This is a genomic window from Microvirga sp. VF16 (genome assembly GCF_016864375.1).
Taxonomy (GTDB): domain Bacteria; phylum Pseudomonadota; class Alphaproteobacteria; order Rhizobiales; family Beijerinckiaceae; genus Microvirga.
On sequence record NZ_CP069358.1, the window covers coordinates 381351 to 394876 of the forward strand.

11 protein-coding genes and 4 pseudogenes are annotated in these 13526 nt (G+C 61.1%); 12 read left to right on the top strand and 3 right to left on the bottom strand.

The genetic code is table 11. The features are described from left to right. Positions 1-32 precede the first annotated feature (32 nt). The 5 genes and pseudogenes from JO965_RS44625 to JO965_RS44640 form a co-directional block, all read left to right on the top strand. Positions 33-254 (top strand): annotated as a pseudogene (locus tag JO965_RS44625) (IS6 family transposase); the annotation flags it as partial. 241 nt (positions 255-495) lie between these two features. Beyond that, positions 496-651, top strand: a complete 156-nt coding sequence (locus tag JO965_RS44630) for a hypothetical protein (protein ID WP_203447547.1) — start codon at positions 496-498, stop codon at positions 649-651. Positions 652-991: 340 nt separating this feature from the next. After that, on the top strand, positions 992-2380 hold the full coding sequence (locus tag JO965_RS44635; RefSeq protein ID WP_203447548.1) for a hypothetical protein: 1389 nt from the start codon (positions 992-994) through the stop codon (positions 2378-2380). Between the two features lie 933 nt (positions 2381-3313). Then, positions 3314-3592 (top strand): hypothetical protein, encoded by a 279-nt coding sequence (locus tag JO965_RS48815; RefSeq protein ID WP_246777337.1) that lies wholly within the window; start codon positions 3314-3316, stop codon positions 3590-3592. After that, positions 3550-3672, top strand: coding sequence for a WGR domain-containing protein (locus tag JO965_RS44640; RefSeq protein ID WP_246777335.1), 123 nt, complete (start codon positions 3550-3552; stop codon positions 3670-3672). The genes JO965_RS48815 and JO965_RS44640 overlap by 43 nt, the downstream gene beginning before the upstream one ends. A 38-nt stretch (positions 3673-3710) precedes the next feature. On the opposite strand, the gene JO965_RS44645 is transcribed toward JO965_RS44640, so the two are convergent. After that, positions 3711-4409 carry an IS6 family transposase gene (locus JO965_RS44645; RefSeq protein ID WP_203447549.1) on the bottom strand — a complete coding sequence of 233 codons (699 nt, stop codon included), beginning with the start codon at positions 4407-4409 and terminating at the stop codon, positions 3711-3713. 146 nt (positions 4410-4555) lie between these two features. On the opposite strand from JO965_RS44645, the gene JO965_RS44650 reads away from it, so the two are divergent. The 4 genes and pseudogenes from JO965_RS44650 to JO965_RS44665 all read left to right on the top strand — a co-directional run. After that, a complete protein-coding gene (locus JO965_RS44650; protein WP_203447550.1) occupies positions 4556-5527 on the top strand; it encodes an IS110 family transposase in 972 nt (323 codons plus the stop codon). A 292-nt stretch (positions 5528-5819) separates the two neighbouring features. Then, positions 5820-7547 (top strand): recombinase family protein, encoded by a 1728-nt coding sequence (locus JO965_RS44655; protein WP_246777288.1) that lies wholly within the window; start codon positions 5820-5822, stop codon positions 7545-7547. Between the two features lie 308 nt (positions 7548-7855). Further along, entirely contained in the window at positions 7856-9205 is a 1350-nt protein-coding gene (locus tag JO965_RS44660; protein ID WP_203447551.1) for an EAL domain-containing protein, read from the top strand. Positions 9206-9347: 142 nt separating this feature from the next. Then, positions 9348-9527: pseudogene (locus JO965_RS44665) on the top strand (transposase); the annotation flags it as partial. Between the two features lie 498 nt (positions 9528-10025). Here JO965_RS44665 and JO965_RS44670 read toward each other — a convergent pair. Beyond that, positions 10026-11240: pseudogene (locus JO965_RS44670) on the bottom strand (recombinase family protein); the annotation flags it as partial. A gap of 191 nt (positions 11241-11431) precedes the next feature. Here JO965_RS44670 and JO965_RS44680 point away from each other — a divergent pair. From JO965_RS44680 to JO965_RS44690, 3 genes and pseudogenes are all read left to right on the top strand, one after another. Next, positions 11432-12015, top strand: a pseudogene (locus tag JO965_RS44680) (IS5 family transposase); the annotation flags it as partial. A 103-nt stretch (positions 12016-12118) separates the two neighbouring features. Then, complete coding sequence (locus tag JO965_RS44685; protein WP_203447553.1) at positions 12119-12301, top strand: hypothetical protein; 183 nt, start codon at positions 12119-12121, stop codon at positions 12299-12301. Between the two features lie 59 nt (positions 12302-12360). Beyond that, positions 12361-12879: a hypothetical protein gene (locus JO965_RS44690; RefSeq protein ID WP_203447554.1), complete on the top strand. Its 519-nt coding sequence runs from the start codon at positions 12361-12363 to the stop codon at positions 12877-12879. Positions 12880-12904: 25 nt separating this feature from the next. On the opposite strand, the gene JO965_RS44695 is transcribed toward JO965_RS44690, so the two are convergent. After that, on the bottom strand, positions 12905-13411 hold the full coding sequence (locus tag JO965_RS44695; protein ID WP_203447555.1) for a hypothetical protein: 507 nt from the start codon (positions 13409-13411) through the stop codon (positions 12905-12907). Positions 13412-13526 lie beyond the last annotated feature (115 nt).

Genomic DNA, 13526 nt, shown 5'->3' on the forward strand with positions numbered 1-13526 from the left:
CATGGCGACGTGGCAAGGGCGGCGCCAGGCCGAATACCTCATCTGAGAACAGCCATCAGCCGACCCGACGACGCGAGCGCATCATGAAGCGCTTCAAGTCAGCCGGTCAGGCCCAACGCTTCCTCTCGGTTCACGACCAGATTGCCAATCTCTTTCGCCGTGCCGCAAACACCAACGTCGCTGATCATCGCCTTGCCCGCGCTCGGGCGTTCCAGGCTTGGACTGAGGTGACTGGAGCTGCCGCTTGTTTCTGATCTGACGGTCACAACAACCCGGACTACCTCACTTCGCTAAGCTGACGACGCCGGCGAAGGAGTGGCACTCGAATCTCCAAGAGTGCTTCGCGCACAATCTCGACGTAACACTGGCAGAAGACAATGTTGGTTCTCTGTTCCGGGTCTTCGATGCGGAGATGAAGAACATCGCACATCAAAGCTATGCGCGGGCATACAAGAGGATGCCAAACACCACTCAACCCAAGGACATCAGCAAGCTGTGACCTCAGGATCACGCTACAAGCTGACCGAAGACGGTCTGCGCCGCAAGCCGATCCGGTTTCAGTTTGGGACGGAGTACTTCCCCCTGTTCGATGCCGCCAATAGGCGCGCTGCGGCGAGGCGTGAGCGGCAATCTCAGACCGTGCGGGCTTGATGAGCACTGGTCAGCAGCCACCGGGCGTCTACGGCCTCCGTAGCGGCTCGACCGCTTAGGGGGCCCAAAAGCAAGAGCGAAGCGGATAGGTCCATGAATCTGGGCCCGTTAGCGAAAAGCTGCTTATCACTAAATGCCTCTCAGCTAGACCCACAACTCGAATCCGCCTTGGAGCGGCTCCTGCAGGGCATTCGGCAGAGCTGAGGGTCAAGGGAGGGCAGCGCCTAGATGAGATTCGGGGAACGCACATTTTGTGAGTTATAACACAGGGCAGCCTCTACATTGTTTGTTAGTAAATCAAACCAATGACCAAGGTGGTCAGTGTAGAGGAGGGCCGAAAATGGCAGTCTCGCGCTATCGTGCTTCTATCAACGGATTTTGGTGTCACAACGAAACCTGGGATGACGCGCTCAACTGGGATGGTAAGCACGACGAGGTGTTCATAGCTGTGAACACCAAGGTGGTCGATACCAATGGAACGATCCTCCAAAACTTCGATAGCGAGGGCGCGGTGATGGGGGATACTTGGTCAATCTCAGGCCGAGTTCAGGCCGGCTCGGCATCGGATCGCGGTGGCATCGTCTCTAACGACAAATATCCATCTCAGACACCCTGGAAGAACCTATCAGGAATGCTCAATGAGGGAGTTCGCGCCCCACCCTACAAAATCTGGGAGGGCGATCTAAAGCCGGGTGAGGACTTGGTGCTATTGACGCCGACGATCTGGGAGTGGGATCCTGGCACTGGCTTTTGGGACGGCTGGCTCGCTTGGCAGGTAGAGGTCGATGCAAAGTATGGGCAGCGCGCCAAAGACATCTTTGGTGGGATCTGGCCAGTCGCGGCACCGGTGTTCGACGCCGTGTCCCTCGGCATTCAGACGGTGGGAACACTTGCCGGGCTCTGGTCACCACTGGGCCAATCAATGCGACGGCCGATCGGCATCCGCCGCGATCCAAATGATCCGAATAATTTTCTCTTTAATCCCAGAACAATCGCCTTGAATTGTGAGACTGCGGAGTACCTCGTCAACCACGATCTACAAGGCCTCGGCAATGGGGTCGTGGAACTCCTGTACAGTGACGATCCCTATCTGCGAGGCGTCTACTCGATCTACGTCCAAATCGATCAGCTCTCGTCTGGGCATGCAGAATGGACAGATGTCGGCCACGCCAACAACGTAGTCGGCATGACTGCCCTCGATGGTCGCCTATTTTGCGCGACTGCCGACAACCAACTGTGGATGCGCGACGCCGTGCACACGGAGGTTGACTGGATCCGGATTGGCCACGCCAACAACGTAGTCGGCTTGGCAGCGCTTGGTGGGCGGCTCTTCTGCGCCACGGCCGACAATCGGCTGTGGTCCCGCGACGCACTTCCACGTGAGATCGACTGGACTGAGATCGGCCACGCGAACGGCATCAGCGACATGACCGCGCTGGACGGGAATCTCTTCTGTGCGACTAACGACAACGGCTTGTGGGTCCGCCAACCGCTACTTCGCAATCTGAACTGGACGCGTATCGGGAACGCGAATGGCGCGATTGCTATGGCAGCCGCGCCAGGCAGTCTCTACTGCGCCAACGTAAACGGCCTGTACCGTCGAGACCCAGTCATGACAGACGTCGGATGGCAGCAGATCGGCACGGCCCCAGATATCCGCGCCTTGGCCGCGGTGAACGGCGAACTCTTTGCGGCCACAGGTGGCAATCGTCTGCTGGTCCGGCAATAACTCAAGACCCAGACCGGTTCCGTTGTGTTGAACAGGGCAGGAGCGGCAGTCCTTAAGACTGATGGCTCGTTCCTCCCTCTGGACTGCTCCCTTGCTGGCCCCGCTGGCGAGGGAGTTCTTTTGTGCGCCAGCAGATGCACTCATTCTTAGCCGTGGCGGTTGCAGAAGGGTGCGCGGGCCGCTTCTCGCGTATGCCCAAAAGAAAACCCCTCATGCGGATCGACAACGACGTCAGGAGAGAGCAACCTCATCCTCGGCCACGTACTCTCCTTGATTGTGGGCTGTCAATCAGATCCATGTCCGCAAGCAGGTCATGAGAGGGGAGGTGAAGCCAGTTGGCATTCCTCCGGGCGTTCATCCATCTTCCCGCCTCAACGCCTCCAGCGGGCCCCTATCCGGTCTGTGGCTATCGCTTGGCGCCGTCACCTCGCAGCCTCTGGGCCTTTGCCTCCATCCCTGGCCTGCAAGTTCACGGTTGGGGAATTGGCAGCCCTTCGGATTGTGGCCGATGAGGTCAGGGAGAAGGGGCACTGTGAACGGACGTTGGCTGAGATAGCTGCGCGGGCTGGCGTGTGCCGCTCAATCGCCAAGAATGCCATCAGGGCCGCTGCCGCTATGGGCTTGGTGACTGTTCAGGAACGACGCAGGGAAGGCCAGAAGAACCTGCCCAACGTGGCCCGTATCGTGAGCCGCGAATGGCAGCAATGGATCAAGCGGGGAGGACGGGCAGGCGGCCTCTCAAGCTCGAAGCCTACAGGGGGTAGAAAACCCACCCCCACGGGCAAAGGATTTAGGAGAAGGGGAGATAACGGCATTCCCCGGAAGCGTCGGAAACTAGACTCCGAACGCAGAGCGCCTGGGAAAACCGGAAAGGGGTTTTCGGCGGAGCCGAGGCGGTTGGTGGGAAGGGCAGAGCGAACCGAGAACGGTAAAATGTCGATCTACTGGATGAAAGCCGCCGATGTGTACCCGGATAGCGGATGGCACGAGAACGCCTTCATGGCTTTCGATCCCGAGGTGCGTTTCCCTCGCTTTCACATGGTTGAAGGTGATGAAACCATAGGTAACGTGCACCTGATCGAGGGCGGCCAGCAATCCGGGCAATGGCAATGGTCAATGACGGTATCGCTTCCCGGCCCCCGATCAAGCACCATCTGGTCCTGCATCGGATTAACCCGGAGCAGGGCGTCCGGCGTTTTTACTCGCTCATGATCGAGCGCGACCTATTCGGGACAATCCGGCTGGTAAGTAATTGGGGGCGGATCAGCCTGCGGCCGGCACTGTTGCAGTAACTCTGACAGGGCACAATGAACGCAATCGAATGGGTCGTTCAGGCGGCAAGACCAAAGAGCTGGTTCACAAGACGGATTTCGCCTTTCGCGCCGGGTCGTGCCAGGACGCAGTGCCCACGGCGGATCATTCGCATGACCTCAAAGCCTTTGAGGGCCGCCCGCGCCGTTTTCATTCGCTGGAAGCCGCGGGTCGGTCGGATCACACGCTTGAGTGCGCCGTGATCCGCCTCAATGATATTGTTCAGATATTTCGACGTCCGATGCGCGACATTTTTCGACAGCAGCCCTTCATCCTGCAACCGCTGAATTGCCTTGGGATAAGAAGCGAGTTTGTCGGTGGTGATCGAGGATGGGGGGAACGCCTTTGTTGTCTTAAGGGCTTTGCGCAGGAAACGATAAGCCGCGCCCGTATCGCGCCGATCAGACAGCATAGAAGCGATGAACTGACCGTGCTTGTCGACCGCGCGAAACAGATATTTCCATCTTCCGCTGACGCGCACGTAGGTCTCATCCACGCGCCATGATCCGGAACGGGAGCCCTGGTGTTGGCGGATCCGCTTCTCGATCTCTGGGGCGTAGCGCTGCACCCAGCGAAAGAGGGTGGATGGGTCGACCTTGATACCACGCTCCTGCATCATCTCCGCTAAGTCCCGATAGCTGATGCCATACTTGCAGTACCAGCGCACGCACAGCAGGATAATCTCGACCGGAAACCGGCGGCGTTTGAAGATCGACAACAGAGCGGCTCCCCTTGATTAGCCGCTCCTCGCTACAATGCCAAGGTTAATGCAACATGGGATTATTCCGGGCCTGGTGCCCTTCGACGGCAAACTGAGGTCTGATGCGATCAGGCCCAAAGTGGAAGCCAACGGAGAGTATCCTCATGAAGCAGTATGTCGGATTGGATGTATCGCTGGAGCAGACAGCAGTCTGCATTGTCGACGAGCATGGAAAGGCGCTCTGGCGTGGCAAATGCGCCTCGACGCCAGAAGCCATTGCCGCAGTCGTCAAAGCGAGAGCCCCGCATGTGGAGCGGATTGGCCTGGAAAGCGGCCCGTTGTCGACCTGGCACTGGCATGAGTTGAAGAAGCGCGGCTTGCCTGTGATTTGCCTGGATGCGCGCCATGCCAAGGCAGCGCTGTCGCTGCAGGTGAACAAGACTGACCCGAATGATGCGCTTGGGCTGGCGCAGATCGTGCGCACGGGCTGGTATCGGGAGGTCACCGTCAAGAGCCTGGACAGCCAGGTCGTCCGAAGCTTTCTCAGCTCACGCGCTCGCTTGGTGGAGGTGCGCGTGGACCTGATCAACCAGATCCGCGGCATGCTCAAGCCCTTCGGCTTGGTGGCTGGCAAGGGAGGCCGTCAGCCCTTCAGCGACCGCGTGCGCGAACTGGTGGCCGATGGGCCGCTGAAGGATGCTGTTGAGGCCCTTCTGACAGCGTTGCAGGAGGTCAGCCGGCAAATCGGCATCCTCTCCCGTCGCCTCATGGGACCGGCGCGCCAGGATCAGGCGGCCCGACGCCTGATGACGGCTCCCGGTGTCGGATCTCTGGTCGCGTTGGCCTATATCAGTGTCATCGACGCACCAGATCGGTTCTCGAGCTCGTCCAGCGTAGGGGCTTACCTCGGCCTGACGCCACGACGGTATCAGTCGGGCGAGATCGACCGAAGCGGTCGGATCTCCAAGTGCGGCGATCCGTTGCTGCGCACGTATCTGTTTGAGGCGGCCGGGATCCTGCTGAACCGGGTCTCGCGCTGGTCTGCGCTCAAAGCCTGGGGCACCCGGCTCGCCAAGAAGGTGGGCGGCAAGAAGGCGACCGTCGCGGTCGCGCGTAAGTTGGCGGTGGCGTGTTAGACAATGGTGCAAAGTTTGCAATCAGCTTTGTTCACACGATCGCCCGCGAGGCTCTACGCCATCGCACGACGGGTCCGACGTTAAAGCCTTAGCCGGTTGATGAACCGGCGACGGACGAGGACCGCCATGACCAAGCTTTGCAAGCGGCGCCGCCCGCTGCGTCTTGAGGTCGGGTTCGAGGTCAGACGGGGCAGTCGGGATATCTTGGGACGCGCCTATGAGCGCCTCCTGCCCCTGCGCGCCGGGTCCCTGCCATCACGGGCACAGGCCGCTATTTCTGAGGGAGCCTGCGATGAGAACTCAATCCCTGAGAGCTGTTTCGGAGCCGCAGATTCTGCAGGTCGCTCTCTACGTCCGCGTCTCCTCCGACCAGCAGGCTGAGCATCACACCATCGACAGCCAATTGGCGCAGCTGACCGCACGGGCGCAACAGGATGGCCATGGCATTCGGGATGATCTGCGCTTCATCGACAACGGCCACAGCGGCGCCAGCTTGATCCGTCCGGCGCTGGAGCGTCTGCGGGACTTGGTGGCTCTGTCAGCGATCGATCTCGTCTACATCCTGTCCCCAGATCGCCTCGCCCGCAGCTACGCGCATCAGGTTCTGCTGCTCGAAGAATTCGCCCAAGCCGGCACGCAGGTGATCTTCCTCAATCGCCCGATCGGGACCACGCCCGAGGACAGCCTGCTGCTGCAGCTACAGGGCATGTTCGCCGAGTACGAGAGAGCCAAGGTGCTGGAGCGCAGTCGGCGCGGCAAGCGCCACCGCGCCCGCACTGGTGCCGTCAGTGTCCTGTCCCGTGCGCCCTTCGGCTACCGCTACATCACGCGTGAGGTCGGCGGGGGGGACGCACGCTACGAGATTGACGAGGCGGCGGCGCGGATTGTGCGCCAGATCTTCACCTGGGTCGGGCACGAGCGCTTGACGCTGGCCGGTGTCTGCCGGCGCCTGCACGACAGCGGGATTCCAAGTCCAACTGGGCGGCTCCACTGGAGCCGGGCGATGATCCATAGCATGCTGCTCAACCCTGCCTATGCGGGACAGGCCCGCTATGGTCGCCACCAAAGCGTACCGTGGCGGCCGCCGCTGCATCCGCCGCGCGGCCATGATGGCCTACCGCGACGGCCCTGGCGGCAAGTGCTCGCCCCGACTGAGCGGCACATCAGCATCGCGGTGCCGGCGATTGTTGGCGAAGAACTCTTTGCGAGTGTCACCGAGCAGTTGGAGGAGAACCGCAGACGCAGTCGCCAGCGGCTTGCGGGCGTTCAGTATCTGCTGCGCGGCCTACTGGTCTGCCAGAAGTGCGGCTATGGGTTCACCGGCCATCACCATCGGGGGCAGTGGCGCTACTATCGCTGTTGCGGCACGGACCGGAGCCGCTTCCACGGTGCGTTTCAGTGTGATGCTCGGCTGGTCGCCACGGAGTTGCTCGACGAGGCGGTGTGGGACGAAATCTGCCGGCTGCTCGACGATCCGGCACAGGTGATCGCAGAGTATCAGCGGCGCCTGGACGCGGTGCAGGCCACGCCGCATCGGCTCGAACTCGATGCCCTTGACCGTCAACGGGCCAAGGCCCGCCGCGCAACCGAGCGGCTGATCGACAGCTACACGGAGGGACTGATCGAAAAACCCGAATTCGAGCCGCGCCTGACCGCGTTGCGCCGCCGGACAGCCCGGCTGGAAGCCGAAGCCAAGGCTCAACAGGAGGCCGATGAGCAGGTCCGCTCGCTGCACCTCGTTATCGGCAAACTCGACCTGTTTGCCACGATGGTGCACGATCGGCTCGCGGGTGCGGATTGGGCGACGAAGCGCGACATTATCTGTACCCTCGTTAAGCGCATCGAGGTGGCCGATGATATTGTTCGGGTGATCTTCCGGGTTGATCCCGGCTTCTCAGGTCCACCTGAGACAGGCCGAACTTTGCACCATTGTCCAACACGTCGTGATCCTGCACCGGATGTGGCGCAACAACACGGACTTCCGGTGGTCGCGTCAGGAAGGGCAGCCCGCATGAGATAGGCACCCTTAGAGATCCGCCGCCTGGCGGAGTGATGTCCCTTGTCGGGACGAGGCAGCAGCCATCGCGTGGGCACCGTTGCGGCCTGAAACCTGAACCTCAGGGAGCAGATTGACCGCGTATGCAACATGGCGAGGCTGAGGCTTCCGACCCCATCATGCGGCGGTGTCTGCCGACCGCGGAGAGAACCATGACCCGACAGGTGATATCAGCCGAACTGACGGAAAGGGCCGCTCAAAGGGCTTGACCAGAATCCCCGGAATAAGAGAACGGTGCCCTCCTGCGTGACGAGGCAGGCAAGCCCGCCTACATGATCGTGCAATTCCAGGATATCACTGCCCGGCGCGAAGCCGAGGAGCGCCTCAGATACAACGCGACCCATGACGAACTGACCGGTCTCCTGAATCGATCAGCCTTCGAGCAGAAGCTTGAAGAGGCGCTGGCGGAAAGCCGTGATACCGGCATCAAACATGCCTTGGCCTTTGTGGATCTCGACCGGCTGAAGATCATCAACGATTCCGCCGGTCATGTCGCGGGCGATGCGCTGTTGCGAGGGGTGGCAGGGGCCTTGCCTAATTACCTGCGCGACGGCGATGTGATCGGCCGGCTCGGTGGCGATGAGTTTGGCATCATCCTGCTCGGATGTTCCCTTGATGATGCGACAGTGATCCTCGAGGAACTCAATACCGCGGCTAGTGCCATCCAGTTCCCCTGGGATGATCGCAGCTATAGCGTCGGCGCGAGCATCGGCGTGACCGAGATTACGCCGAGCTCCCGCTCCCCAAGCGCTGTCCTCGCTCAGGCGGATGTCGCCTGCCTGACCGCCAAAATGGCCGGGCGGAACCGGGTCAGCATCTACCGTCCTGAGCAGAGTGAAGCGGTTGATCGCCACCGCGAGATCGCGGTCGCTGCCGGGATCAAACTCGCCATAGAAGAGGGCCGGTTCCGGCTCTTTGCCCAAAGGATTGTCGCGTGCGCGAATCCGACCCAGGAACGCTATGAGATCTTGGTGCGGATGCTAGACAGGGACGGGACGGTCATCCCGCCCTCCGTGTTTATCCCGGCGGCGGAACGATATGATCTCATTGGAGCCATTGACCGTTGGGTGGTAAGGGAGGCGCTGACTTTTCTTGGACGGGCAGGGGACTTTGACTCCCAGATCCACCTCAACCTGTCGGCAGCCTCGATCGGCGATGCGTCGTTCGCGGCTTACGTCCTCGAGGTTCTTGAAGATACCGGTGTCGCGCCAGAGATCCTCGCATTCGAAATCACGGAAACTGCCGTCGTCAGCAATATGGCCGTGGCAGCTACGACAGTCGGCAAGCTGCGGGAAATGGGATGCCAGATTGCGCTGGATGATTTCGGCGTAGGTCTGAGTTCGTTCAATTACCTGCGCCAGTTTCCGGTCGATATGGTCAAAATCGATGGCAGCTTCATTCACAACATGGCGACGAATGCGGTGGATCGCTACATCGTCAAATCCATTCACCAGATTGCCAAAGAACTCGGCGCGCAGATGGTCGCTGAGTTCGTTGAAGATCAGGCAACCTTCGAGTTGGTCACGTCCATGGGGATCACCTTCGCCCAGGGCTATGCGATCCACAGGCCGGAGCCGTTCGATGAGATCATGGCAGATCACGAAATCCGGGCTGAGGCGTGACGCCAGCGATCCACTACCTATTGGGCAAAGGTGAAGTTTTATTGGGTTATGTAAGGATGGCCCCGCGCCGGGTGGTCTAGGCTCAGGACCTATTAATTTAAGCTGAGTTGTGATTCAGAGCCTCCGGTTGAGGAGGCTCTGAATGGGTGATCTGTTTCTGCTCAGTGAGCGCCAGATGGCGCGCATCTCGCCGCATTTCCCGTTGGCCCACGGCGTGCCGCGCGTGGATGACCGGCGGGTGGTCAGCGGGATCGTGTACGTGATCCGCAACGGCCTGCAGTGGAAGGACGCGCCCAAGGAGTACGGGCCGCACAAGACGCTCTAGATAGTCTGTACGCAACCGACAAAACGGCTCGCGTTCACCGTTGGGGCCGGTTGGGAAGGCGTAGCGGATCTCCACCTCACCGTCAGTGACAACAACGCGATCAACGAGCAGCTCGAGAAGAGCCCGCTTGCGGTCGAAGTCGGCACTGGCCAATCCATCGCGAACGCGTCGGCAGAACTCTTCAGCATTATCCGCCAAGCGCGCCGTCTCATGCCGATCGCGTGCGTCAGCAAGGAGTTCCTGTTCTTGCCTCTCCAAAGCCCCCAAGCGGCCCTCGGTTTCCCGGCGCCGCCGCTCAAACTCGGCTAAGGGCACGACCCCGCCTAAGTAAGCCTCGGTCAGTCGTTCGATCTGCTGGGTCAGGCTCATCCGGCCGCGCCGCAGGTTCTCCCGCCGGGCCTGCCATTCCTGCGGCAGCCAATGACCGCTGCGGGCTCGCTCCATGGCTTGCGCGATAACCTCTGGATGCTGCAGCACCTCACAAAGATCCTGCCAGACCAGCTCCTCCAGAGGCCTGGCCGGAATATAGCGCGCCGGGCAACGCTCACCAGGAACGAGCAGGCGCAGTTGGGTCTTCGTGCGGCACAGATAGTAATCATAAGCTGGCGGCAGCCGGCGGCCGGTGCAGGCACGCCGACAGCATCCGCAGCTGACAAGCCCGCGCAGAAGATACTGATGCACCCGGTTGTTACGTGGGGCCATCCGGCGATTATACACCAGCCGTGCGGCGGCCGCGTCAAACTGCTCCCGGCTGATGATGGCCGGAACAGAGGCCACCGCGATCCACTCCGCCACATCGGTAGGCCGGCGCGTTCCTTTTGAGTGGCCGACCGGGCGCAGCGCCGAGTATCGCGTTTGCGGAGGGCTGGTTCGCATGCGGTTGGCAAAGATCTGACCCGCATAGGCCGGATTGGTGAGCAAGCACCGCAAGGCCGAGGGGCTCCAAGTCATGCATCCCGTGGGCGAGGCAATGCCAAGTCGGGCCAGGCGCTGGATCAACGCGATCATGGTCGCGCCTTCGATGTACCAGGCGAAAAGATCGCGCACGACGGCGGCTTCGGCTTCGTCAATGCGCACGCCAGCCGGGTCTCGCGGGCGGTCGGGATCAAGACGGTAGCCGTAAGGTGGACGCGTCCACGGCAACAGCGTTCCCGCCTTGAGCCGCCGCAGCCGGCCGCGACGCATGCGCTCGGTAATCAGGGTTCGCTCGTACTCGGCCACCGCGCCGCGGATCTGGAGGAGCAATTGATCATGCGGATCCTGGCTCATGGGCCGGTCAAGGAACTCGACCGTGGCACCATGCTTCTGAAGCTCCTCCACCAGCAGAACCTGATGAACGTAGTTGCGAGCCAGGCGGTCCGGGCTTGTGATCAGGATGCGGTCGAGGCGGGCGCTTGCGACAGCATCGCGCAACCTATCGAGCCCAGGGCGTTGCAGGCTGGAGCCACTGTAGCCATCGTCGCGAAAGATGTACTCGGGGGCCAGATCTGTCCCTTGTGCGAGAGCGTAGGCTCGCAACCGTTCGATCTGCTGTTCAGTCGACTGACTTTGAACCTGGCGCTGGGTGGAGGCGCGGCCATAAGCGGCGAGGATTAGCATGGGGGCTCTCCTGTAGGGTCGCCTCGCCCCCGCCGCCGTCCGGGTCGGGTTCGGCCGGGCGTGCCGTTTCCAGGAGCAGCTGGAACGCACGGTCCCAACGCCGCTGCGCATCCGGGTGGTGGGCCCAGTGCCGTACGATCCTCCACGGTGGCTGGCGCATGATCTGCTCCCTGGGGGCGGGATGCCTCGGGAGCAGAACCCTGTTGGGCCGCACGTCGGCGGCAGGGGCTAAACGGAACCCGGCTCCATGTCAGAACCAAACGGCCAAGCCGGACGTAGCAGAATTTGTCGTTTGTGAATCTACCATCTACAACAGGTTCATGCGCTGGAGTCGGCTGGGTGTCTTCGATCGGATCTTTGCCGCTCTGGCCGGTGAAGGTCCCAAACCAGAGCGGATCATGATCGACGCCACGCACCTGAAGGCGCACCGGACCGCGGCAAGCCTGCTCAAAAAGGGGATGTTCCCCGTCGTATCGGGCGCACCAAAGGCGGGCTGAACTCCAAGCTCCACGCCGTCTGCGATGGCGCCGGCAAGCCGATCATCCTGCTCTTGTCCGAGGGGCAGATGAGTGATCATAAGGGCGCCCGGCTCATCCTGGAGGCGCTGCCGACCGGCGCAACGCTGATTGCCGACCGGGGCTACGACAGCAACTGGTTCCGGGAGGCTCTTGCTGACAAAGGCATCACATCCTGCATTCCGCCAACCAAGAGCCGCAAGGTGCCGATTGCCTACGACAAAGCTCTGTATCGGCAGCGGCACAAGGTCGAGAACATGTTCGCCAAACTCAAGGACTGGCGCCGGATCGCCACCCGCTATGACCGCTGCGCCCACACCTTCTTCTCAGCCATCTGCATCGCAGCGGCCGTCGCCTTCTACCTCAATTAACGAGTCCTGAGCCTAGGCTTTCCTTAGTTATGACATGAGCCTGTCATTGGCTGTCCATATTCAATAGGTTAGTGCTTGATCCCGTTCTAGAAGGCGGTTTCGCATGTTGATGTGGAGTACAGTGGTTACTTTCCTCCTCTCGTTGATGGCCATCGGGCCGCTGCGGGCGAGTGCTCCCTCCTGGCTTCTGTCTGGTGCGGAGCTGGCCGCGGTGATCAGCATCTTTGCCCTGGTGTGCTTTCTTGAAAGCGGCGGCAACTCCGATCGCTCCAATCCCATGGCCTGAGAAGTTTCGGTAAGGAACTCTGCCTAAGGTGCGGCTCCGTCCTCGATCGGAGACAGCCCATGAGAAGCTTCCTGCTCGCCACGATCGGGGTTGTCCTGGCGTCCCCAACAGCGCTCGCCGATGGTCTGAGCCTCGCAGGCTCCCTCTGGCAATGTACCCGCGCCTCTGATCGGTCGCAGTTTGTCATCACCTTCTACCCAGGTGGCGGCGTCGGGGGAGGCGAGTTGGAGAATGATGAGGTCAGCCCTTACATCTTCGATGCCTCCGAGACGAAACCGGGCGAATGGCCGGGCAGGTGGGAGCAGATGGGCCTGCGCTTTACCTGGTCGTTCCCCGATCAGAGCATCCGGATTGAAGGGAGCCTCTCAGGCCCCGGGCAGGCAAATGCGCGGCTTACTGGCACCGAGACTTCGTCGGTAGAGCGCTCAGCTGTCACCTGCACCGCCCTATCCAAGCTGCCAAAGATCGGGGACGGGTTGGTCATTCCCAAGAACAACCATTTCATCGACTTGGATCAGGAAGATGGTGAGCTGAAGGTGCCAGCGGGCGTCTCGCTGCAGGCGCCAGGAGGTCGATAGGAGTGATGGCTGCGGGGAGCAGAAATTAGTCGCACACTTTGGTTCGGCGGACTGTGACATCACCAAAGGCGTCGATCCGCTTCGTCACGACAACGCGGCATTCCTCCACGGGCGCAGGGATGCCGACAACTCTCTCCCGGTATACAGTTGGAGGCACGAGCGGCTGCATAGAGACGATCGGGATATTCCGGGGAGGGACCAACGCGGGCCCCTCATACCCTTCGCTATACTCCAGAGGCACAATCGGCAGAGGCCGCTGTGGGACAAGACCCGGCCCTTCATAGCCGTCGACATAGCGGCGTTCGATCACGCGACGCTCAATGATCCTGTGCTCGACCGGCGGCGCGATATACGTCTCCTCGACCGCGAGCCGAGGCGGGACGGATGGGCGCTCCAGAACCGCTTCTTGATCCTCGAAATAGGGAGAGAGATCCGCAGCTACAGCGACCGCTGTACTCGCCAGAGTTGATCCGCCGAGCACCAATGCGACCAAACTCGCTTGCGCAACGTTGTTCAGACTAATCGCCTGCATGTGAGTTCCTAATGCCCTTAAAAGGGAACGTCGGCTTACGGTCAAGGTTCCGGCTTGGAGCATTCTGGCCCTCAAATCAGGCCGGCGGTGCGACCAAATATTCGTCCTGCGCAGC

Coding starts and splice junctions, on each gene's coding strand:
- JO965_RS48815 (WP_246777337.1), top strand. CDS start 3,314: ATGTCGATCTACTGGATGAAAGCCGCCGATGTGTACCCGGATAGCGGA.
- JO965_RS44655 (WP_246777288.1), top strand. CDS start 5,820: ATGAGAACTCAATCCCTGAGAGCTGTTTCGGAGCCGCAGATTCTGCAG.
- JO965_RS44635 (WP_203447548.1), top strand. CDS start 992: ATGGCAGTCTCGCGCTATCGTGCTTCTATCAACGGATTTTGGTGTCAC.
- JO965_RS44685 (WP_203447553.1), top strand. CDS start 12,119: ATGTTGATGTGGAGTACAGTGGTTACTTTCCTCCTCTCGTTGATGGCC.
- JO965_RS44650 (WP_203447550.1), top strand. CDS start 4,556: ATGAAGCAGTATGTCGGATTGGATGTATCGCTGGAGCAGACAGCAGTC.
- JO965_RS44695 (WP_203447555.1), bottom strand. CDS start 13,411: ATGCAGGCGATTAGTCTGAACAACGTTGCGCAAGCGAGTTTGGTCGCA.
- JO965_RS44660 (WP_203447551.1), top strand. CDS start 7,856: ATGATCGTGCAATTCCAGGATATCACTGCCCGGCGCGAAGCCGAGGAG.
- JO965_RS44690 (WP_203447554.1), top strand. CDS start 12,361: ATGAGAAGCTTCCTGCTCGCCACGATCGGGGTTGTCCTGGCGTCCCCA.